Below are 23,180 nucleotides of genomic sequence, written 5' to 3' on the forward strand. Positions count from 1 at the left end.
TATGTGAATATATATTTTTAATTTATTTTCATATTCCTTACTCTGCAGTGGATTTCATCGGTAAGTTCCTCATTCAGCTAACTCGTTAATAACTCAGTTATCTAGGTCTAATTTGCACCGAAACCAGTCCTTTTTATTAACAGCTAAGATACATGCTTGCAAAGCACAAAATGATGCACTTCATATTCACTTACGCTAATCATCACAAAATATTGCGTGACTTCGCATTTCTATTGAATATTCTTCATCGAATATCGTGATCGGTTGTATATCAGATAAGCCAGTCGTATAAGTTATAAGTTCTGCTGTTGACCATAGCCCCAAGTGATAGGTATTGTGCTAACGAGCTAAATGCACAGCGGATTTTTATGTTTTTCTATTCGGAGTAACTATGTCAGTAAACGCGGCAGACAATATGACAGATATGTATGCGTCATTAAGATCGAACGTGAGTATGTTAGGCCAAATCCTTGGCGATACTATGCGAACCCATCTTGGGGACTCTTTTCTTGAGAAAGTTGAACAGATCCGTAAGCTTGCCAAAGACTCACGCAGAGGCGATCAAGCCGCCAGAGAGCAAATGCTCGAGTTACTCACGGCACTGCCAGACGAAGAATTAGTCCCTTTTGCAAAGGCATTCAATCAGTTCCTTAACTTAGCCAATTTATCTGAACAATTTCATACTATTAGTCGCAATTGTGACGAGCTTGTTTGCGTTCCAGATCCAGTAGAACAACTCCTAGGTCGTATGCTCAATGGTCGGATTGATCAAACAAAGATGCTCGACTGTCTAAAAACACTGGATATCGATCTAGTGCTAACAGCGCACCCCACTGAAATATCCCGTCGCACCCTGATCCAAAAATACGCCGCCATCGTCGACTGCTTAACAGAGCAAGAAAATGACCAACTGTCGGATAGAGAACGTCAGCAAATCAATCTGCGCCTGCGCCAATTAATCGCGCAAATATGGCACACCAATGAAATTCGCCGCGAGCGCCCCACCCCTGTGGATGAAGCCCGCTGGGGATTATCCACCATTGAAGAATCCCTCTGGCATGCGGTGCCTGACTTCTTAAGACAACTTAACGACCAAGTGCAGCAACGTACAGGGCAGCAATTACCGATTGATATCGCACCAGTGCGCTTTTCAAGCTGGATGGGCGGCGATCGCGACGGCAACCCGTTTGTTACCGCAAAAGTCACCCAAGAGGTGCTCGATCGTAACCGCCATGCCGCCGCCAGACTATTCTTAAAAGATATCGTGCTGCTGGTCGGTGAACTGTCGATGGAAGAAGCCAATGATGAGTTAAAGGCTTATACCAACAATAACTGCGAGCCCTATCGCCATGTATTACGCTCACTTCGTCAAAGGCTGCGCGATACCATAGATTATTTAAATGCACGCATCGAAGGCCACAATCCTGAAGTCGATAAGTCGAGCCTGATCTGGCAAGAAAGCGATCTCAAAGTACCGTTAGAAATGCTTTATAAGAGTTTAACCGACTGTGGCATGCGCTTAATCGCCAACGGTTTATTGCTCGATATTCTCCGCCGCCTCGCCTGTTTTGGCATTCATATGCTCAGACTCGACATTCGCCAAGATGCTAGCCGTCATAGCGATGTGCTCGCCGAGTTAACTCGTTACCTCGGCATGGGTGATTTCAATCATTGGGATGAAACCGAGAAACAAGCCTTCCTATTACGCGAACTCAGCAACCGTCGTCCACTGATCCCAAGTAACTGGCAACCCTCGGCCGATGTGGCCGAAGTGCTTAATACCTGTCGTTTGATTGCTAAACATCCGGCCAAAGCACTCGGATCCTATGTGATTTCGATGGCGGGTAAGCCATCGGATGTATTAACGGTTTTACTGTTACTCAAAGAAACGGGCTGTTCGCACCCAATGCGCGTGGTGCCGCTATTTGAAACCTTGAGCGACTTAAACAATGCTGCGGCATGTATTACTGATTTGCTCGATATCGACTGGTATCGTGGTTACACAAAAGGCATGCAAGAGGTCATGATTGGTTACTCTGACTCAGCCAAAGATGCTGGCGTCATGGCGGCAGCTTGGGCTCAGTATCGTGCCCAAGAACAATTGGTCGCGGTTTGTAAACAAGCGGGCGTCAAGCTCACACTATTCCATGGCCGTGGCGGCAGCATTGGTCGCGGGGGCGGTCCAGCACACAAAGCGATTCTATCCCAACCTCCGGGGTCGGTAGATGGCCGTATTCGTGTCACTGAGCAGGGCGAAATGATCCGCTTCAAGTTTGGCTTGCCAAAACTCGCGGTTCAAAGCTTAGCCTTGTATACCTCTGCCGTATTGGAAGCAACCCTGCTACCACCGCCAGAGCCTAAACAAGAATGGCGCAATTGCATGCAACGCATCGCTGAAGAATCCGTGGGTGCATACCGTGGTATAGTGCGAGATGAACCGGATTTCGTGGCTTATTTCCGCGCGGCAACGCCAGAAGTGGAATTAGGAAAACTGCCACTTGGCAGCCGCCCAGCTAAACGTCGTGTCGATGGTGGGATTGAAAGCCTACGGGCCATTCCGTGGATTTTTGCTTGGTCGCAAAACCGCTTGATGTTACCTGCATGGCTTGGCGCCGGTGAAGCACTTCAAGCCGCCAGTGAACGCGGTGAAATGGGTTTACTGCAAGATATGGAGCGGGAATGGCCCTTCTTCAGCACTCGCATTTCAATGCTAGAAATGGTCTACGCCAAGGCGGAACCTAATTTAGCCCGCTACTATGAAACCTGTTTAGTACCGAAAGACTTGCATCATTTAGGCGAAACCTTGCGCCAACGCTTAGATCTGGGCATTAAAGTCGTGCTTGAACTGACAAAATCAGATAGCTTAATGGCGCATACTCCATGGAATCGCGAGTCAGTAAAACTGCGAAATCCGTATATCGATCCATTAAACTTCTTACAAACCGAGCTATTAGCGCGGACACGTAAGGAAACAACAGAAACTCCCGCGTCTGAACATGTGCAGCTAGCGCTAATGCTGACTATTGCAGGTGTGGCAGCGGGAATGAGAAACACTGGTTAATGAAAAAACTTTCCCGCACGATTTGCTTGGGACTGACTGTACTGCTTGGCGGCTGCGTCTCGCAGTACAGTATCAGCGAGCACGAAATGGAGAAGTACCTCAGTAAAGAGATCCATTTTGAGATTAAACAAGGCAATCAATTCGTTGGCGCAGAAGTGCGCATTAACGACATCAGTGTCAAGCTAGGAGCAAAACCTGACACTATGAGCGTAAGTGCCGCGACTCAAGTATCAATTAAGAATCCGATCTTTCCATTAAGTGCCAAACTCACAACAACTTTCGAAGCCAAGCCTTGGTATGACAGCGCAACGCACAGTGTCTATCTGCGCCAACTCGAATTAGTCAAAGTGGAATCAACGCCCAAGGATATTGAAAAAGCGATTAGCAGTGCCACACCTCAGGTGATGAGTTATCTAAGGCAATTCTTAGAAAGCCAGCCAGTCTATGTGCTTGATACTAATGATAGTAACCAAGCGCTAATGGCAAAAATGACCGAAAGCATTCAAGTTGCCCCTGGCAAATTAGTGCTTAAGTTCACGAAATAGTCGATTGTTTTGTGGACCATCCACCATAGAAAATGCTCCCTCGGGAGCATTTTTGTTAATACATTTAGATTGACTTAAGTCTGTAAAAAGTTACTTGCTGAAGCGTCCAATCGACTGATAATCGACAATTACCGCTTCAGCTAAAAGCTCACGTCTTAACATATCGTAGGCCACTGCAGCACTTAAACTGCGCACGAGATCCCGCGAACGTCTCGGTAGTTTAATCATCTGACTATAAACTCCATTACGGGTTGCTAGTGCAATGGCAACTGTACCGACAGGTTTATCTTCCGTACCACCATCAGGCCCTGCGATCCCACTGGTTGCTAAAGCAAAATCACTATCTAAAATAGCACGTGCACCCTTCGCCATTTCCTCAACCGTTGGAATCGACACGGCACCGTGATCGTCTAAAGTCGCCGGATTAACGCCTAAGACTCGCACCTTGGACTCGTTACTGTAAGTCACTAAACCGTGATGTAAATAGGATGAACTGCCCGCAAAGTCCACTAATTGACTGGTAATCATCCCGCCAGTGCAAGACTCGGCGACACTGAGCGTCAATCCAGAATTCAGCAGCCTAGAATGGATTTCTTCAGCAAGCGTCGCTTTATCTTCGGCTACAACCGCAGTACCCAGTACCATTTTGACATGCCCTGTTACTCGTGGCAGCAACGCAATCGCCTTCTCGCCGCGGGCAAAGATCTTAATTTCAATATGCGGCATAGAGGAGCGATAACCAATCGTAATCCCCTCGGGTAACTCCAATGGCTTAATTTTATCGGCAAGGGCAGATTCACCTTGGCCAATTGTCAGCAGTTTTTTAAGCGCCACCTTAGCATCGAGATTAAACTCTTCACGAATAAAGGGAATAAACTGCTCTTTAACCATATGCTTAAGTTCAAATGGCACGCCTGGCGTAAAGAACAACCAAGCGCGATTTAACTTAACCCTAAATCCACAGGCCGTCCCAACGGGGTTATCCACCATAACAGCAGATTCAGGCAGCATCGCCTGCTTTAAATTACTGACGGGCATCTCACGATTATTGCGGGTAAACCAATCTTCTAACTGTTGGCGCCACTCGAGATTCTCAACTAAGGACTCTCCCTTAGCCTTGGCCATCGCCTCAGCGGACATATCATCGCTTGTCGGCCCTAAGCCACCATTGACTAGGATCACATCGGCATGCAAGCTGCGCTCTTGGAAAACCGCAATTAAGTCCTCAAGGCGATCGCCCACAGTAACTCGTCTTTGGATCTCAATGCCATGCTCCATCATAGTGCTGGCAAACCAGGCCGCATTGGTATCAACAATCTGACCCGATAGCACCTCTTCCCCAGTACAAATCATCTCTAACTTCATCTCAAATCCTTATCTACCCCAACAAATTAAAACATAAGGTAAGTAACCGCTTAACTAATAGCAATACCTAGGGTAAAACCAGCGTTAAGATAGGTGTAGAAAAATCTGAGCACTATCAGGATAATGATGGGCAAACTGAATAAAATTTGATAAATGACAGATGCAAAAAAGCCAGCTTATTCAGCTGGCTTATTACATCTTTACAAGATAATTAGGCGCTTGGCGATGACCTACTCTCACATGGGGAGACCCCACACTACCATCGGCGCGATTGCGTTTCACTTCTGAGTTCGGGATGGGATCAGGTGGTTCCACAATGCTATTGTCACCAAGCATATTTGGTTTTAAACAAGACTCGAGAGCGCACTGCGTGCTGCTAGATTCTAGGAACTAAAACCTGCTCTTATCTTATTTAATAATTCGGAAAACTGATTGTTTTTTGAGTCCACACTTCATTAAGTGTTTATATTCTGTCTAAGCTCACTTTGCAGTAAAACCCATCTGGGTTGTATGGTTAAGCCTCTCGAGTCATTAGTACATGTTAGCTCAACGCCTCACAACGCTTACACACCATGCCTATCAACGTCCTAGTCTCGAACGGCTCTTTAGTGGACTTATAGTCCAAGGGATGACTCATCTTGGGGCTCGCTTCCCGCTTAGATGCTTTCAGCGGTTATCGATTCCGAACGTAGCTACCGGGCAATGCCATTGGCATGACAACCCGAACACCAGCGGTTCGTTCACTCCGGTCCTCTCGTACTAGGAGCAACTCCCCTCAATCATCCAACGCCCACGGCAGATAGGGACCGAACTGTCTCACGACGTTCTGAACCCAGCTCGCGTACCACTTTAAATGGCGAACAGCCATACCCTTGGGACCGACTTCAGCCCCAGGATGTGATGAGCCGACATCGAGGTGCCAAACACCGCCGTCGATATGAACTCTTGGGCGGTATCAGCCTGTTATCCCCGGAGTACCTTTTATCCGTTGAGCGATGGCCCTTCCATTCAGAACCACCGGATCACTATGACCTACTTTCGTACCTGCTCGACGTGTATGTCTCGCAGTTAAGCTGGCTTATGCCATTGCACTAACCGTACGATGTCCGACCGTACTTAGCCAACCTTCGTGCTCCTCCGTTACTCTTTGGGAGGAGACCGCCCCAGTCAAACTACCCACCAGGCACTGTCCCTAACCCCGATTAGGGGTCTAGGTTAGAACATCAAAACTACAAGGGTGGTATTTCAAGGACGACTCCATCAGGACTAGCGTCCCAACTTCATAGTCTCCCACCTATCCTACACATGTAGGTTCAATGTTCAGTGCCAAGCTATAGTAAAGGTTCACGGGGTCTTTCCGTCTAGCCGCGGGTATACGGCATCTTCACCGCAATTTCAACTTCACTGAGTCTCGGCTGGAGACAGCGTGGCCATCATTACGCCATTCGTGCAGGTCGGAACTTACCCGACAAGGAATTTCGCTACCTTAGGACCGTTATAGTTACGGCCGCCGTTTACCGGGGCTTCGATCATGAGCTTCTCTTGCGATAACCCAATCAATTAACCTTCCGGCACCGGGCAGGCGTCACACCGTATACTTCCTCTTGCGAGTTTGCACAGTGCTGTGTTTTTGATAAACAGTTGCAGCCACCTGGTATCTGCGACTCCCGTCAGCTTAGAGAGCAAGTCTCATCACCAACAGGAGCGTACCTTCTCCCGAAGTTACGGTACCATTTTGCCTAGTTCCTTCAGCCGAGTTCTCTCAAGCGCCTTGGTATTCTCTACCCGACCACCTGTGTCGGTTTGGGGTACGATTCCCGCTAACCTGAAGCTTAGAAGATTTTCCTGGAAGCATGGCATCAACTACTTCAGTCCCTTAGGACCTCGTCATCAGCTCTCAGTGTATAGCAACCCGGATTTGCCTAAGTCACCCACCTACCACCTTAAACGCGGACTACCAACGCCGCGCTAGCCTAGCCTTCTCCGTCTCTCCATCGCAGTTAGCGGAAGTACAGAAATATTAATCTGTTTCCCATCGATTACGCCTTTCGGCCTCACCTTAGGGGTCGACTCACCCTGCCCCGATTAACGTTGGACAGGAACCCTTGGTCTTTCGGCGAGGGGGTTTTTCACCCCCTTTATCGTTACTCATGTCAGCATTCGCACTTCTGATACCTCCAGCGTGGGTTACCCCTTCACCTTCAACGGCTTACAGAACGCTCCTCTACCGCGCAACCCTAATGGGCTGCACCCGTAGCTTCGGTGGTATGTTTAGCCCCGTTACATCTTCCGCGCAGGCCGACTCGACTAGTGAGCTATTACGCTTTCTTTAAATGATGGCTGCTTCTAAGCCAACATCCTAGCTGTCTAAGCCTTCCCACATCGTTTCCCACTTAACATACACTTTGGGACCTTAGCTGACGGTCTGGGTTGTTTCCCTTTTGACGACGGACGTTAGCACCCGCCGTCTGTCTCCCGAGTAGTACTCATTGGTATTCGGAGTTTGCAAAGGGTTGGTAAGTCGGGATGACCCCCTAGCCTTAACAGTGCTCTACCCCCAATGGTATTCGCTCGAGGCGCTACCTAAATAGCTTTCGAGGAGAACCAGATATCTCCCGGTTTGATTGGCCTTTCACCCCCAGCCACAAGTCATCCGCTAATTTTTCAACATTAGTCGGTTCGGTCCTCCAGTTGATGTTACTCAACCTTCAACCTGCCCATGGCTAGATCACCGGGTTTCGGGTCTACACCTTGCAACTAAACGCGCAGTTAACACTCGGTTTCCCTACGGCTCCGCTATTCGCTTAACCTCGCTACAAAATGTAAGTCGCTGACCCATTATACAAAAGGTACGCAGTCACGGTCTCAAGAACCGCTCCCACTGCTTGTACGTATACGGTTTCAGGTTCTATTTCACTCCCCTCACAGGGGTTCTTTTCGCCTTTCCCTCACGGTACTGGTTCACTATCGGTCAGTCAGGAGTATTTAGCCTTGGAGGATGGTCCCCCCATATTCAAACAGGATGTCACGTGTCCCGCCTTACTCGTTTTCATCTACGGTTAGTTTTCGTGTACGGGGCTATCACCCTGTGCCGCTGGACTTTCCAGACCATTCCACTAACACCCCATAGACTTAAGGGCTAATCCCCGTTCGCTCGCCGCTACTAGGGGAATCTCGGTTGATTTCTTTTCCTAAGGGTACTTAGATGTTTCAGTTCCCCTCGTTCGCCTCATGTAGCTATGTATTCACTACATGATGACCGCTTATGCGGCCGGGTTCCCCCATTCGGACATCGTTAGCTCAAATGCTTGTTACTAGCTCGCCAACGCTTTTCGCAAGTTACTACGTCCTTCATCGCCTCTGACTGCCAAGGCATCCACCGTATACGCTTAGTCGCTTAACCATACAACCCAGATAGGTTTCTTTTTCGCTTGCCACTCCTCTTGTTATGCGGCGTTGCAAGTCTCATTCCTCAATCATGTAGCGCTGCTACACTCATTCGTCATTCAACTTACGGCCTTGCCTAACAAGCGATTGGCTGCGCTTATCTTATCGAAATAAGAAAAAACACATATCGAATTGTATTGCGACCAGCTTGGTTTTACTTGTCTCACTTCTGACCAAAGAAGTGGACGCGCCTTAGACTTGAATATTCAAGACACTTAATAAAGTGTTTGAGAACTCAATGTTCAATGCTTTCGCATTAAACTTTTTTCGTATCAACACAACGACAGACATCATTGTGTTTAATACTATCAGCTTTCCAAATTGTTAAAGAGCGGGCTTAAAAAAGCCAAAGATAATTTTTCAGTTTATCTTTGGCATCTCTAACCATAATGCAGTAAATGGTGGAGCTATGCGGGATCGAACCGCAGACCTCCTGCGTGCAAGGCAGGCGCTCTCCCAGCTGAGCTATAGCCCCATTTACATGCAGTGCGAGTAAATAAGATGTTCCAAACCTCTTAAAGGATTGGTTTGCCAATCATTTCTTATCAAGGCGGACAGTGGCGACGTTTAGTTCACTAAACGAGTCACTTTCCAACGCTGAGAAGGAAGGATTGGTGGGTCAGAGTGGACTTGAACCACCGACCTCACCCTTATCAGGGGTGCGCTCTAACCAGCTGAGCTACAGACCCATCTTATTGATAAATCTACAACCATCCAGAACCACCGACCTCACCCTACTCTTTATGAGGGGATTGGGGTGCTAACCAGTTAAGCTACAGACCCATCTTTTACTCTTTCTTCTATCAAGCAAATCTGTGTGAACACTCAAAAGGTACACGGATGTACCGAATGTCGAAAATGCAGGAGCATTTTTCGACCAAGCATCGAGTTAGTCGTATAGGTAAGGAGGTGATCCAGCCCCAGGTTCCCCTAGGGCTACCTTGTTACGACTTCACCCCAGTCATGAACCACAAAGTGGTGAGCGCCCCCCCGAAGGTTAAGCTACCCACTTCTTTTGCAGCCCACTCCCATGGTGTGACGGGCGGTGTGTACAAGGCCCGGGAACGTATTCACCGTGGCATTCTGATCCACGATTACTAGCGATTCCGACTTCATGGAGTCGAGTTGCAGACTCCAATCCGGACTACGACGAGCTTTGTGAGATTAGCTCCACCTCGCGGCTTTGCAACCCTCTGTACTCGCCATTGTAGCACGTGTGTAGCCCTACTCGTAAGGGCCATGATGACTTGACGTCGTCCCCACCTTCCTCCGGTTTATCACCGGCAGTCTCCCTAGAGTTCCCACCATTACGTGCTGGCAAATAAGGATAGGGGTTGCGCTCGTTGCGGGACTTAACCCAACATTTCACAACACGAGCTGACGACAGCCATGCAGCACCTGTCTCACAGTTCCCGAAGGCACCAATCCATCTCTGGAAAGTTCTGTGGATGTCAAGAGTAGGTAAGGTTCTTCGCGTTGCATCGAATTAAACCACATGCTCCACCGCTTGTGCGGGCCCCCGTCAATTCATTTGAGTTTTAACCTTGCGGCCGTACTCCCCAGGCGGTCTACTTAATGCGTTAGCTTGAGAGCCCAGTGTTCAAGACACCAAACTCCGAGTAGACATCGTTTACGGCGTGGACTACCAGGGTATCTAATCCTGTTTGCTCCCCACGCTTTCGTGCATGAGCGTCAGTCTTTGTCCAGGGGGCCGCCTTCGCCACCGGTATTCCTCCAGATCTCTACGCATTTCACCGCTACACCTGGAATTCTACCCCCCTCTACAAGACTCTAGTTCGCCAGTTCGAAATGCTATTCCTAGGTTGAGCCCAGGGCTTTCACATCTCGCTTAACAAACCGCCTGCGCACGCTTTACGCCCAGTAATTCCGATTAACGCTCGGACCCTCCGTATTACCGCGGCTGCTGGCACGGAGTTAGCCGGTCCTTCTTCTGTAGGTAACGTCACAGATATAGCGTATTAAACTACACCCTTTCCTCCCTACTGAAAGTGCTTTACAACCCGAAGGCCTTCTTCACACACGCGGCATGGCTGCATCAGGGTTTCCCCCATTGTGCAATATTCCCCACTGCTGCCTCCCGTAGGAGTCTGGGCCGTGTCTCAGTCCCAGTGTGGCTGATCATCCTCTCAGAACAGCTAGGGATCGTCGCCTTGGTGAGCCATTACCTCACCAACTAGCTAATCCCACCTAGGTTCATCCAATCGCGGAAGGCCCGAAGGTCCCCTCCTTTCCCCCGTAGGGCGTATGCGGTATTAGCAGTCGTTTCCAACTGTTATCCCCCTCGACTGGGCAGATCCCTAGGCATTACTCACCCGTCCGCCGCTCGCCACCTCAGAAGTAAACTCCCTTGTGCTGCCGCTCGACTTGCATGTGTTAGGCCTGCCGCCAGCGTTCAATCTGAGCCATGATCAAACTCTTCAATTAAAGTTTTGGTGAAACCCGAAGGTTTCGGCTCAACGAATTCTGTTCGAATTAATCTTGCGATTAACTCTTTGTACATATTGCTATGGACACTCTTCACTCTCGTGAAAGAATTGGTTGATTTAATTCTTTGACTGCCAACCCGAAGGCTAAGCAGTTTCGATTAACTCAACACCTGTGAGTGTCCACACAGATTTGCTTGATATATTGTTAAAGAGCGTTGACCATTCGCTTACACACTTCAGTGTTTTCAGCGGGTCAGGGCTGCGTATTCTACGCATTCCCGTTAGTGCGTCAAGTAGTTTTTTCAACTTTCTCAACACTCATCGTTTAGCTCGCTAACCGATGAACTGCATGGCTTTCTTTGCTTAACTTGCGTTTCGCTGTCTGCCCTGTCAGTGGATGCGCATTATAGGCAGCGAAACTTTTTGTGCAAGGGCTTTTTCATGCCAGCTGAACTGTACGTCGATATTTTAGACATCATGTTTAATTTTTGACTATTAATGATTATTCATAAAATTTTAAAATCGCTATTTATCTAATAAATGATAAATCACGCTCAATTTTTCGGCAGAACTCTAGTGTAAAAGTAAATAATTCATTACCATATACTTGCTGTTAACAGTTATTTATCAATTTCCCATTCATCAGAGAGCATTCTTATGCAAAAGTCATTTCTTATTGTCTTGATTGTCGCCATTATTGGCGCAGTAGCACTATCTCAGTTCGCAACGCCATTATCAGCTATTGCTTTTGTCGCTGGCGCTATCATTGCAAGTCTTGTTTTTAAATTTGTTCCAGAGACTTCATCATCTCATGCTTCAGAAGAACAATATGTTGGCCCTACTATGACCTTATATGTAGGTAACCTGCCTTATCGTGTTCATGAGGGTGAAGTAAAAGTATTATTTGGCGAATTTGGTCCAGTTAACTCTGTACGTTTAGTCAGAGATCGTAAGACAGGTCGTCGTAAAGGTTTTGGTTTTGTGGAGATGTCAGAGTCTGGCGCACAAAAGGCCATGGTCAAATTGAACGACTATAATTTCCAAGAAAGAACCTTGAAGGTAAGAGAAGCTAAAACACAGGATTCCGAAGGTACAGAGCGAACTGGTACCGACGAGTAGTCCTAGATATGTAAATTGAACTTAGTTGATTGTGGCTATTCGCTCAATAGCTGAAAAACCACAATCGGCTAATGTTGATGATAATCCTTCGCTTATTTCCGCTTTAGTATAATACGCCGACATACTTGCTTTACCTCCCATCGTTTTATTATCCAGCACCTCACTTTCCTGTGCTAAGAGCGCTACTACTCGCTTTGCAATCGCTTCACCAGAATCTAATAAGGTGACACCAGCACCAAGCACAAGTTGTAATTCATTACGGATCATGGGGAAATGTGTACAGCCCAAAACAAGTACATCAAGATCGGCTGCAACAACTGGTGCTAATATGCGTGCTAGCCTTTCTATATTTAGAATGCCAGTTGCAACTTTTTGCTCTGCCATCATAACTAATTCTGAGCAACCAAAAAGTTCAACATGGCACCCATCTGCAAACTGGCTGATCAGTTTATGGGTGTAGTGCCGCCTCACGGTACCTGGTGTAGCCAAGAGACCAATACGTTTACTCTTAGACATTAGGGCCGCAGGTTTAATAGCGGGAACAACGCCCACTATTGGTATTGAGAGTTTTTCGCGTAATGCGGGCAATACAAGGGTACTTGCAGTATTACAGGCAACGACGACAATTGCAGCATCAATACGAATCGCGAGTTCTTCAATTAATGTTACACAGCCAGAAATTAATACCTGCTCCTCAAGCTCACCATAGGGTAATCTCGCATTATCGAAAAGATAACAGTACTCTTTTTGGGGAAGAAGTTTACGAATTTCCGCTAGTACAGATAGACCACCAATCCCAGAATCAAACACTAATATAGGTCGCGACAATTGAGTCTCCAGTCCTGGTTACTATGAATAGACTACAAAAAGAGAGTGAAATGTGAGCTTAGTGATCCAATCCGTGTATTCAATCGCAATGACAAACTCAATGCATGGTAAAACATCTCACTAGCGGAGCGGATTTTCCCACAGCTTTGTCCAAACCGCAAAAGCAAGATACTGGACATTCGTGTCACCTAGTATAATATTTGCGCCCCAATTTACAGCAACGGTGAATCAAACAATGAACTTAGCAGCAATGGACCCTCAGACTTATGATGCGCAGTTAGAACACAAGCGTATCAAGCTAGAACAAGCCTTTGCCCAATTTGAAACACCGAGTGTTGAAGTTTTTGCCTCAGAGCCAGCTAACTACCGTATGCGCGCGGAATTCCGCATGTGGCATGATGGTGACGACTTATACTATTACATGTTCGATAAAGTATTGAATGAGAAAGTACGTTGCGATCAATACTTACCAGCTAGCGTGCTCATCAATCAAATGATGTCGGCCTTAATCGCCGAGCTGAAACCGAATCCGAGTCTAAGGCACAAACTGTTCCAAGTGGATTTTTTGTCGACTTTAAGCGGCGAGATCTTAGTGTCTTTGCTTTATCACAGGCAGCTTGATGACCAATGGCGCACCAATGCGGCTGCACTGAAAGCCAAGTTAAGTAGCCAGTTTAACGTCAACATCATCGGCCGTGCCCGTAAGCAAAAAATCGATTTAGATAAAGACTTTGTGGTTGAGTCATTACAAGTAAATGATAAAACCTTCTTATATAAGCAAATCGAGAATAGCTTTACCCAACCGAACGCTAAAGTAGCAGTCAAAATGTTGGAGTGGGCAATCGATGTCACTCAAGATAGCCAAGGCGATTTGCTTGAGCTTTACTGTGGCAATGGTAACTTTTCAATTGCATTGGCCCAAAACTTTAATCGCGTACTTGCGACTGAACTTGCGAAACCCTCGGTAGAGGCCGCGCAATACAATATTGAGGCTAATGGCATTAAAAATCTGCAGATTATCCGTATGTCGGCTGAAGACTTTAGTGATGCTATGGCAAAAAAACGCAGTTTTAGGCGTTTAGAAGGGATCGATCTTGATAGCTATGTTTGTAATACTATTTTTGTCGACCCACCACGCGCTGGAATCGATCCTGATACTTTGGCCTTAGTGCAAGGTTACGAGCGGATTTTATATATTTCCTGTAATCCTGACACCTTAAAAGACAATCTGGAACAACTGTACAAAACCCATAGAGTCACACGATTTGCCCTATTTGATCAGTTCCCCTACACCGATCATATGGAGACAGGTGTCTTGCTGGAACGTCGTTAACCACTAACCTCGAACCGATAAAAGCAAAAGGAGCCCGAGGCTCCTTTTGCTTTTCACAAATATCAAACTAACGATGCTCTACCTTGTGTTGTAATGCTTCAGCCCCTTTGGCAACCATGCGCAATTGCATCACAAGTTGGTCAGCGAGTATTTTACGGTCTGCACGTTTCATATCGAGTGCCGATGCACCTGCATTAAATACTAAGGTGACTAAAGCTTCGGCTTGCGCTCTAGCCAATATCGGAGTCCGACCTGCAGTAGCCTCGGTGTAATGTGCTAGTTCTGAAATAAAATGTTCAATTTCACGGGCAACCGCAGCCCGAAAAGCCGCTGACGTACCAGAGCGTTCATGCAGCAGAATGCGGAATACGTTTGGATTAGAATCAAGCACTTCCATAAAAGTATCGACAGAAATACGAATAACGCTGCCACCCGCTTCTGCGCGCTGACGTCCTTTACGCATCATTTGTCTTAACGTTAACCCGCCCTCGTCCACCATAGTGAGGCCGAGTTCGTTCATATCCTTAAAATGACGATAGAAAGATGTCGGGGCGATATTAGCCTCGCGTGCCACTTCCCGTAAACTCAAGCTCGAGAAACTGCGCTCGGCACTTAGCTGATTAAAGGCCGCATCGACTAAGGCTCGACGAGTTTTCTCTTTTTGTTGCGCTCGAATACCCATTCTTAAATCCGCTAACTGAATGTAATAACGCGATAATACCGCTTTTAGACATTAAACACAGCCCTATCGACCTTGACCAAACAATATCGCTACGTTAAATTAGCTTACAGATGTACGCTCAAATGCGAATTTTGGAAACCCATAATGAAAAAACCCCCTATTATCTGGCTTAATGTTAGTTTGTTTGCTGTGACCTTTCTCTGCGCGGTCATTCTTGTTCCATGGCGAGGCATAGTTCACGGCTATGGTGCCAGTGAATGGATCGCTTTTATTGTTCTCGCCTTTGCAAGCGGGCTGTCAATTACGGCGGGGTATCACAGACTATGGTCCCATAAAGCCTATAAAGCACATCCTGCGGTGCGCTTTATTTATGCACTTGGCGGCGCCTTAGCTTTACAAAACAGTGCATTACATTGGGCATCGGATCACCGAGTTCACCATAAGCATGTTGATGATAACGATAAAGACCCCTATTCCGCGAAAATGGGATTCTGGTACAGCCATATCGGTTGGATGCTGCGTGAATACCAAGCGCAGCGTTATCACGATTATCAAAATGTGCGCGATTTGCAGAATGACCGTATCGTTATGTGGCAACACAAACACTATTTGGCACTTGTACTGTTAATGAACATTGGTCTACCTGCATTTTTAGGTTGGCTCAATGGAGATGTTATCTCAATGCTATTAATGGCTGGTTTGCTGCGTTTAGTGGTGGTGCATCACTGCACTTTCTTTATCAACTCTTTGGCCCATGTATGGGGCAGCCAGCCCTATACGGATAAAAATACCGCACGAGATAATGGCTTTCTGGCTATGTTGACCTACGGCGAGGGTTACCATAATTTCCATCATATCTTTGAAAATGACTATCGTAATGGCATTAAATGGTGGCACTACGATCCAACCAAATGGTTGATTAGATCATTGTCTTGGTTTGGATTAGCGAAAGATTTACGCACTAGCCCACAAGAACGTATCGAGAGTGCGCGTTTGCAGATGCAACTGCTACAGACCAAAAATAAAGTAACCCATCTGCCAAATGCCGATGAAATTATTGAAAAAATCCAAGCGGAGTATGAGTTATTAAAGCTGCACTTAATGGATTACTATCAAGCACAAAAAACCTTGCTTGAGGCAAAACGTAAGCAACTTGTCGATCAACAACTATTACAACAAGTTGAAGAGCTAAAGGCACGTTTCTTAGTCCAACAAAAACATTGGCGCAGCCTGACCGCAACTTATAGCTAAGCCACAATTCTGCCTTAAAGTCATACGGCCACCTTGCATGGTGGCCGTATCTGATTATGATGTTGCCTTAATCACTTAAATAGGCTGTTGAGATCATGTCAGATTCCCCAGTTACACTCCCTGAATCAATCAAGCTAACAGAATATAGTCATGGTGCTGGTTGCGGCTGTAAAATTTCCCCTAAAGTATTAAGCACTATCTTAGCCTCACAGCTCCCCGTATTTACCGATCCAAATCTGCTGGTCGGCAACCAAAGCCGCGATGATGCCGCGGTATACAAACTCAATGATGAGATTGGCATTATCAGTACCACAGATTTTTTTATGCCAATTGTTGACGATCCATTCACCTTCGGTCGTATCGCAGCGACCAATGCGATCAGTGATATTTATGCTATGGGCGGCACGCCTATCATGGCGATTGCGATTTTAGGTTGGCCAATCAATAAACTACCCGCCGAAATCGCACAACAAGTAGTCGATGGCGGCAGACAAGCCTGCATGGAAGCAGGGATCATGCTAGCCGGAGGTCATAGCATAGATGCACCCGAACCTATTTTTGGTCTCGCGGTTACTGGGCAAATTGCCTTAAGTGATTTAAAACAGAATGATACGGCTAAAGCGGGCGATCGTTTATATCTCACTAAACCTATCGGCATTGGTATTTTAACCACAGCGCAAAAACAGAAAAAACTCCACGATGAAGATAGTCTCATTGCGGTCAATGCCATGTGCCAACTCAATCGCATAGGCACCAAGATTGCAAAAATTAATGGCGTGAATGCACTAACCGATGTCACAGGTTTTGGACTGGCGGGACACTTACTCGAAATGTGCCAAGGCGCCAACCTCACTGCGAAGCTTAAATTTGATGCAGTGCCCTTGTTACCACATGCCTTAGATTATTTGGCCTTAGGTTGTGTTCCTGGCGGAACTCACCGTAATTACGACAGTTATGGCGAGTATCTCCCTGAACTCAGTGAGCATCAAAAAGCGATACTGTGCGATCCGCAAACCAGTGGTGGCCTGTTAGTTGCCGTCTCAGCCGCAGCCGAAGCCGAATTAATTGTCCTACTCGATGCAAACCACATAACCCCAATCTGCATTGGGTCACTGGAAACTCCGACCACTCAAGCGAATGTGGTGTTGTGCTGATGCCAAGCGCTATTGTAGCCGCAGAGCAATATAGGGAGATCTTTCTCAATCAACATCCGATGATGGATGTGCGCGCCCCCATAGAGTTCACTCGAGGCGCTTTTCCCAACTCGACCAATTTACCCTTGATGCTCGACAGTGAAAGGGAAAAAGTCGGTACTTGTTATAAACAATTTGGTCAGCAAGCCGCGATTGCACTAGGCCATTCACTGGTGAATGGCCCCATCAAGCAACAGAGAATTGAAGCTTGGGCGAGCTATGTTAAAACCAATCCCAATGCTTACCTTTATTGCTTTCGTGGTGGATTGCGCTCGCAACTCACGCAACAATGGCTTAAAGAAGCAGGTATCGAAGTCACCTATATTCAGGGTGGCTATAAGGCCATGCGTCAATATCTTATTGGTGTGATTGAAGCTGCGCCGACTCAACAGCCGTTATTGAGTTTGAGCGGGATGACGGGCTGCGGTAAAACCGATTTTCTATCACGGCGTAAAGAAGCGATTGATCTTGAAGGGATCGCCAATCACAGAGGCTCTAGCTTTGGCAAGAATATCGACCCACAGCCGACGCAGATTAACTTTGAAAATCAACTCGCCATTGCACTACTCCGCCATCAGCAAGATAATCATTCCTGCTTATTGCTTGAGGATGAAAGCTTTCTGATTGGGCGTTCGGCACTACCGCAATCATTTTACAGTGCCATGCAAACCGCCGATATTTTGGTATTAGAGGAACCCGACGATACGAGACTCAAACGCTTACGCAATGAATATGTGCATAAAATGTATGGTGGCTTCTGTGAACGTTTAGGGCTGGAAGCAGGTTTTGCGGCTTTCAGCGAATATCTATTACAGAGTTTAATGAGTATTCGCAAACGTTTAGGCGGAAAACAACATCAAGAACTGCAAGATTTGATGCAACAAGCCCTCAATCGACAAATCAGCCAGAATGACACTTCGCTGCACTTAGTCTGGATACACTTGTTATTGCACAAGTATTACGATCCTATGTATCAATACCAATTACAGAAAAAGTCCGAACGTGTTCTTTTTAAAGGCTCACATCAAGCGATGCACGAATGGTTGAATAACTTCAAATCAACACAATAAAAACAAGAAAACCGTGTACCTGTTGCCACGGTTTTCTTTATCTCAATCTGCAAATTAAGATTTGTTGAGCAAATTGGCGACAGCATCCCTTAAAGCGTGTCGATTCGCATCTTGTCCATCGACCACATCCGTTAAGCTTACCGACACCCTTGACCAAAAACGCTTTGGCATGGTCGTTAATGCATGCCCGTCCTTGTGGCTAAAGTAAGAACCCCATAATCCGTGCAGTGCCATAGGGATAACTGGCACGGGATCGCGAGCGAGTATCTTATCGATTCCGGGACGGAACTCCCCTAATTCCCCATTTGGCGTTAACCGACCTTCGGGAAAAATACACACTAACTCGCCATTGGCTAATGCAGCATGGATCGATTCAAATGCTTGGTTATAGGTGGTTTCACTCTGTCTAGGGGAACAGATAGGGATCACTCCAGCGTGGCGGAACAAATACTTCAACAGAGGGATTTCACTGATCGATTTATCCATTACAAAGCGAATAGGCCGTGTCGATGCCCCCATAATAATTAATGCATCCACATAACTCACATGGTTACAGACTATGATGCCAGCCCCTTCCTTCGGAATTTTATCGCGACCTGTCACTGTCACTCGATACATCACATGACTGAGTAAGTAACTGATAAATCGTTGTGTAAATTCTGGTACTTGTGAATAAACATAGAGTGCGACCACAGCATTCATCACAGCGAGTAGCAGGAATAACTGTGGAATAGTCCAACCTGCAACGCCCAGCAATAGCATAGACAACAGTGCCGAAACTACCATAAACAATGAATTCATAATGTTATTGGCGGCAATCGCCTGAGCACATTCACCCTTAGCTGACCGAGATTGAATAAACGCATACAGAGGGACGATAAACAAGCCACCGCTAACGCCAATCATAAAGAAATCTAGCATCACCCGATAATGTTGCGACTGAGCGATAAAGGTTTTAAATCCATAAACAACACTTACATCAATCGGTGCAGGAGGAATTGCCCAAAGCAAGTCCACACCAAATACTGTCAGTCCCAAAACCCCAAATGGCAGTAAACCCAACTCAATATGACCAAAGGAAAAGCGCTCACAGATAAAGGAACCAACAGCAATACCGATGGAAAACATTCCCAATAATAGCGAAACAACCGTCGCGCCCGAGTGCAAATATAATTTGGCAAAGTTTGGAAATTGAGTCAGATAGGTCGCGCCTAAAAACCAAAACCAACTGATAGCGAGGATAGCCATCCAGATTGAGGGCGTTTGACGGGCTTTCTTGATGCTACGCCAAGTGCCCGATAGCGGCCTGAAACGTATTTTCTCGATGACGCCCTGCGGCGGTAATGCTGGAATCGCTCGGCTCGATAAATACCCTGCAAAGGCTAATACAGCAACAGTAATCGCCGACCAAAGCGTACCGTTTTCCTCAGAAACCAAGAGCCCTGCACTCAAAGTGCCCACCAGAATCGCGAGAAAAGTGCCCATTTCAACCCAAGCATTACCTGTGACTAACTCATCTTCTTTTAAGGCTTGAGGTAATAAGGAATATTTAACTGGGCCAAAGTAAGCAGACTGGCTACCCGTTAAAAATAACAGTAATAACATCATCATATAGCTCTCGCTCAGAATCGCAATCGCGGCGCTAAACATGATGATGACTTCGAGTAACTTCAATCGGCGAATGAGTTTGGCCTTATCCATATTATCGGCGACCACACCCGCATGGGCCGAAAAGAGGAAAAACGGCAGAATAAACACCCCTGCCGCCAAGTTCACAAACATATCGACACTGATAGGCAAGTCTTTAACTTGGCCGAAAGTCACTAATAGTAGCAATACATTTTTATAGATGTTGTCATTCAATGCACCTAAGCATTGAGTCACAAAATAGGGTAAAAAACGTTTTGTTAGCAGCATGATAGTTCCCTCTTGTAACCCATTCCTTGTAAATAAGCTTGTACGTGACTCTCAAGTAAATCCCGCAGTGATAAGGACTCAGCGAAGAGCTTATTATCGAGGGACAGAGAGGTCAGCCCATGAATTCCCCCCCATAATACCCGGCTCATACTGAGATGCTGCGCCTGCGTAACCTCGGGAAATAGTTGCGCCAATTCATATTCAATCAGAGTAAATAGTCCCGCAATCAATTGCCCTTGCGATTCAGGCAAGGGTTCAGAATCGAGTAATTGCAATTCAAAAACTAATTTGAAAGCCTGACGCTGCTCATGGGCAAATTGACTATACTCCCACGCCATTGCAATGATTTTACCTAAACTATCGGCAGCGCAAACCTCCGCTAATCGAAGGTGTAATGCCCGCAGAGTTGCCTCTGAAACGGCCAGTAATAAATAGTTGTAGCTGCCGAAAATATTGATCAAGGTACTAGGGACATAACCAATTTGGCTGGCCACTTTGCGCAAGCTAAGCCCCGCAACACCTTGATCTATCAGTAACTCAGTTGCCGCTTGTATTGCCATAGCGCGAATTTCATCATGGCTGTGTTCTTTTCGTCTGGCCATAGGTCTCATCCCCTGTTGAATAGCAAGAGACTAACAGCAGTCAAAATAAAAAACAATGTTCAAAATAAGTTTATTTTACGTACAGGAGAGGGTAAATAATGAAGGATATTATTGAGGATGATAGATAAAGATAGGTACTCGAATTAGATTCCCTCAGCAAGCCGAACGGGATCCGTGGGATTACATCGTCTAAAAGAGCATAAAAAAACGGCGCGCTCTGTCAGCATACCGTCCATTATTTTGATTTAAAAATCACTCTTAATTCAAAGGTGATTTTTATTTGAGGATCATCTTTGGTTCAAAGATAAGCGCGCAATTTAAGGCCTGCGATAAGTCATCACCACTCTATCTGCGCCATCACCAAAATAATCGGCCTCAAAAGTTGAATCAATGAAACCTAAATGCTGATATAAGCCATGGGCAGGGTTACTCGGATCAACGGTTAAACACACCCGCTCAACTGACACTGGCAACTCGGCTAAACATTGTTGCATCAAACGTTTGCCGAATCCCTTCCCGCGAGCATTTTCACTCACTGCGACAGATAAGATCCACACACAGTTAGGATCGCTACTCTGGGCACAGAGCAAATAGCCTTGTAGCTGATTATCTGCATCCACGGCCACTAAAAATTGCTCTGGCCAACAATCAAATCCCTGACGGAAGAAAAAATCGGGATAGCTGTGCTCGCCAAAAATGGCCTGTTCGAGCTGATAAACCGCAAATAACTCTGACTTTAATACCGGACGTATAGACTGCATTTAAAAATTATTCACCAATTAAAATTTTATCCCACTCTAAGTTGGGTGCGCCAACCACAATAAAGTTTGGATTTTCAAGCGTCTCACGCTCATTGTAGGTTAATGGTTGCAACTCGGTATCCATCAGCTGACCGCCCGCTTCCTCGACAATAATTTGCGCCGCGCCCGTGTCCCACTCTCCCGTAGGTCCGACGCGTACATAACAATCGGCTCGACCTTCGGCAACGAGACAACTCTTTAGCGCAGCGCCCCCCATCACCACGAGTTCACAATATTTAGGGTGATTGAACAGTGTCAGTACTGACTGCGGATCCTGACGGCGGCTCACCGCCAATCGTAAGGATACCTTTTCACGGTGCTCGATTTGGCGGCTACTTATGCGAACTTCCTGTTTATCAGTACGTTTATAAGCCCCTAAACCTGCAATGGCGTAATAACAGACTTGCGTCATAGGTACATAAACCACACCCATCACGGGACGATTGTGTTCCACCAATGCAATAATTACCGAAAAATCACCACTGCCGGCGATAAACTCCCCCGTACCATCGAGTGGATCAACTAACCAATAGCGCTTCCAAGACTCACGCACACTCAACGCAATATCGGCCGCCTCTTCAGATAACACAGGAATATCAGGCGTTAAGGCGGTTAATCGGTCACAAATGATCTTGTTCGCCGCTAAATCTGCGGAAGTGACAGGGGTATTGTCAGACTTCATTTCTCGCTCAAAATTACCTTTGAGATAAATGTCACGGATAGTTATCCCTGCATCGGTCGCAATCGCAATAACTTCGTCGATCAACTCTTCTGGCTTCATAACAACTCCAATCGCAAACCTCGCGAATGTTTTGCAAGCGATCACATTCTGAGCGCTTAAAAGGAAAAAGATTATTTAAGTTGTAGATGTTTCTGCACTAAAAACAACGCGCTTACGCTACGGGATTCGGAGAAATTCACATCATCGAGCAAGGTTTCCCAATCTGTAAGCGTCCAAGGTATAACATCAATTGGCTCAGGCTCATCACCTTCAAGGCGACTCTCATACAGATCTTCTGCAAGAAAAATTTGCATTTTACTGGAGAAATAACCCGGTGCGAGGCTGAGTTCTTTCAATAACGTGAGCTTATTTGCACCATAACCAATTTCTTCTTGTAATTCACGGTTAGCGGCTTCTATGGCTGATTCACCGGGATCTATCAAACCTTTAGGAAAACCTAACTCGTAATTATCTGTCCCGGCAGCATATTCACGTGCCAATAGCATTTTCCCTTGATGAATAGGCACTATCATCACAGCGCCACGATTGCCGCCCTTCATCCGCTCATATTGGCGCTCAACACCATTAGAGAATTTCAGATGCACTTGTTCAATTTGAAATAATCGACTTCTGGCGACAACTTCGGTATGTAATATTTCCGGCTTTTTCTGCCGCTGCGACATAACTGCCTCTGGATAAAGATAGCGATAAACAAATCAAGGTAAGTGACAATCTTACTATCCTATCTTTAATCTACAACCTGAATTTATAACAATGCCAAAAGACAAGTCGTCATTTT

At 46.3% G+C, this 23,180-nt stretch carries 15 protein-coding genes, 2 tRNA genes and 3 rRNA genes; 7 read left to right on the plus strand and 13 right to left on the minus strand.

Annotation, left to right across the window (positions count from 1 at the left end; all coding sequences use genetic code 11):
* Window positions 1-391: 391 nt before the first annotated feature.
* Together ppc and JEZ96_RS18110 are read left to right on the plus strand one after the other, a co-directional pair.
* On the plus strand, window positions 392-3,061 hold the full coding sequence (gene ppc, locus JEZ96_RS18105) for a phosphoenolpyruvate carboxylase (protein WP_011920204.1): 2,670 nt from the start codon (window positions 392-394) through the stop codon (window positions 3,059-3,061).
* Complete coding sequence (locus JEZ96_RS18110) at window positions 3,061-3,606, plus strand: DUF1439 domain-containing protein (protein WP_025008225.1); 546 nt, start codon at window positions 3,061-3,063, stop codon at window positions 3,604-3,606. The genes ppc and JEZ96_RS18110 overlap by 1 nt, the downstream gene beginning before the upstream one ends.
* Window positions 3,607-3,696: 90 nt before the next feature.
* On the opposite strand, the gene JEZ96_RS18115 is transcribed toward JEZ96_RS18110, so the two are convergent.
* The 6 genes from JEZ96_RS18115 to JEZ96_RS18140 form a co-directional block, all read right to left on the minus strand.
* Window positions 3,697-4,971 (minus strand): CinA family nicotinamide mononucleotide deamidase-related protein, encoded by a 1,275-nt coding sequence (locus JEZ96_RS18115; RefSeq protein ID WP_025008226.1) that lies wholly within the window; start codon window positions 4,969-4,971, stop codon window positions 3,697-3,699.
* Window positions 4,972-5,188: 217 nt separating this feature from the next.
* Window positions 5,189-5,304 (minus strand): 5S ribosomal RNA (gene rrf / locus JEZ96_RS18120).
* A 177-nt stretch (window positions 5,305-5,481) separates the two neighbouring features.
* Window positions 5,482-8,374, minus strand: a 23S ribosomal RNA gene (locus JEZ96_RS18125).
* Between the two features lie 443 nt (window positions 8,375-8,817).
* Window positions 8,818-8,893: transfer RNA gene (locus tag JEZ96_RS18130), tRNA-Ala, on the minus strand.
* 137 nt (window positions 8,894-9,030) lie between these two features.
* Window positions 9,031-9,107, minus strand: a tRNA-Ile gene (locus JEZ96_RS18135).
* Window positions 9,108-9,320: 213 nt separating this feature from the next.
* Window positions 9,321-10,863, minus strand: a 16S ribosomal RNA gene (locus JEZ96_RS18140).
* Together the 16S, 23S and 5S rRNA genes with 2 tRNA genes alongside form the textbook arrangement of a ribosomal RNA operon.
* A gap of 659 nt (window positions 10,864-11,522) precedes the next feature.
* Between JEZ96_RS18140 and JEZ96_RS18145 the strand changes: the two genes are divergently transcribed.
* Complete coding sequence (locus tag JEZ96_RS18145) at window positions 11,523-11,984, plus strand: RNA-binding protein (RefSeq protein ID WP_011790915.1); 462 nt, start codon at window positions 11,523-11,525, stop codon at window positions 11,982-11,984.
* A gap of 21 nt (window positions 11,985-12,005) precedes the next feature.
* On the opposite strand, the gene murI is transcribed toward JEZ96_RS18145, so the two are convergent.
* Window positions 12,006-12,812 (minus strand): glutamate racemase, encoded by an 807-nt coding sequence (gene murI / locus JEZ96_RS18150; RefSeq protein WP_025008629.1) that lies wholly within the window; start codon window positions 12,810-12,812, stop codon window positions 12,006-12,008.
* Window positions 12,813-13,047: 235 nt separating this feature from the next.
* Here murI and trmA point away from each other — a divergent pair, with 235 nt between their 5' ends.
* Complete coding sequence (trmA, locus tag JEZ96_RS18155; protein ID WP_025008630.1) at window positions 13,048-14,145, plus strand: tRNA (uridine(54)-C5)-methyltransferase TrmA; 1,098 nt, start codon at window positions 13,048-13,050, stop codon at window positions 14,143-14,145.
* 67 nt (window positions 14,146-14,212) lie between these two features.
* Here the strand turns inward: trmA and fabR are convergent, their stop codons facing one another.
* Window positions 14,213-14,827, minus strand: coding sequence for an HTH-type transcriptional repressor FabR (fabR, locus tag JEZ96_RS18160; RefSeq protein ID WP_011790918.1), 615 nt, complete (start codon window positions 14,825-14,827; stop codon window positions 14,213-14,215).
* 144 nt (window positions 14,828-14,971) lie between these two features.
* Here fabR and JEZ96_RS18165 point away from each other — a divergent pair, with 144 nt between their 5' ends.
* From JEZ96_RS18165 to mnmH, 3 genes are all read left to right on the plus strand, one after another.
* Window positions 14,972-16,078: an acyl-CoA desaturase gene (locus JEZ96_RS18165; protein WP_011790919.1), complete on the plus strand. Its 1,107-nt coding sequence runs from the start codon at window positions 14,972-14,974 to the stop codon at window positions 16,076-16,078.
* 95 nt (window positions 16,079-16,173) lie between these two features.
* Window positions 16,174-17,232, plus strand: a complete 1,059-nt coding sequence (selD, locus tag JEZ96_RS18170; RefSeq protein WP_061783247.1) for a selenide, water dikinase SelD — start codon at window positions 16,174-16,176, stop codon at window positions 17,230-17,232.
* The gene (gene mnmH / locus JEZ96_RS18175; protein WP_025008632.1) at window positions 17,232-18,341 is read left to right on the plus strand and encodes a tRNA 2-selenouridine(34) synthase MnmH; all 1,110 of its coding nucleotides are present in this window, start codon (window positions 17,232-17,234) and stop codon (window positions 18,339-18,341) included. Before selD ends, mnmH begins: the two co-directional genes overlap by 1 nt.
* 54 nt (window positions 18,342-18,395) lie before the next feature.
* Here mnmH and JEZ96_RS18180 read toward each other — a convergent pair whose 3' ends face one another.
* The 5 genes from JEZ96_RS18180 to nudE all read right to left on the minus strand — a co-directional run bounded on the left by JEZ96_RS18180 (window position 18,396) and on the right by nudE (window position 23,064).
* Window positions 18,396-20,258 carry an MFS transporter gene (locus JEZ96_RS18180; protein WP_128090224.1) on the minus strand — a complete coding sequence of 621 codons (1,863 nt, stop codon included), beginning with the start codon at window positions 20,256-20,258 and terminating at the stop codon, window positions 18,396-18,398.
* The gene (locus JEZ96_RS18185) at window positions 20,249-20,860 is read right to left on the minus strand and encodes a TetR/AcrR family transcriptional regulator (protein WP_025008634.1); all 612 of its coding nucleotides are present in this window, start codon (window positions 20,858-20,860) and stop codon (window positions 20,249-20,251) included. Before JEZ96_RS18185 ends, JEZ96_RS18180 begins: the two co-directional genes overlap by 10 nt.
* Before the next feature lie 317 nt (window positions 20,861-21,177).
* Window positions 21,178-21,621: a GNAT family N-acetyltransferase gene (locus JEZ96_RS18190; protein WP_011790924.1), complete on the minus strand. Its 444-nt coding sequence runs from the start codon at window positions 21,619-21,621 to the stop codon at window positions 21,178-21,180.
* 7 nt (window positions 21,622-21,628) lie between these two features.
* Window positions 21,629-22,441 (minus strand): 3'(2'),5'-bisphosphate nucleotidase CysQ, encoded by an 813-nt coding sequence (gene cysQ, locus JEZ96_RS18195; RefSeq protein ID WP_011920097.1) that lies wholly within the window; start codon window positions 22,439-22,441, stop codon window positions 21,629-21,631.
* Window positions 22,442-22,512: 71 nt separating this feature from the next.
* A complete protein-coding gene (gene nudE, locus JEZ96_RS18200; protein ID WP_011790926.1) occupies window positions 22,513-23,064 on the minus strand; it encodes an ADP compounds hydrolase NudE in 552 nt (183 codons plus the stop codon).
* Window positions 23,065-23,180 lie beyond the last annotated feature (116 nt).

The sequence above is a fragment of the Shewanella putrefaciens genome, from assembly GCF_016406325.1.
GTDB lineage: Bacteria > Pseudomonadota > Gammaproteobacteria > Enterobacterales > Shewanellaceae > Shewanella > Shewanella putrefaciens.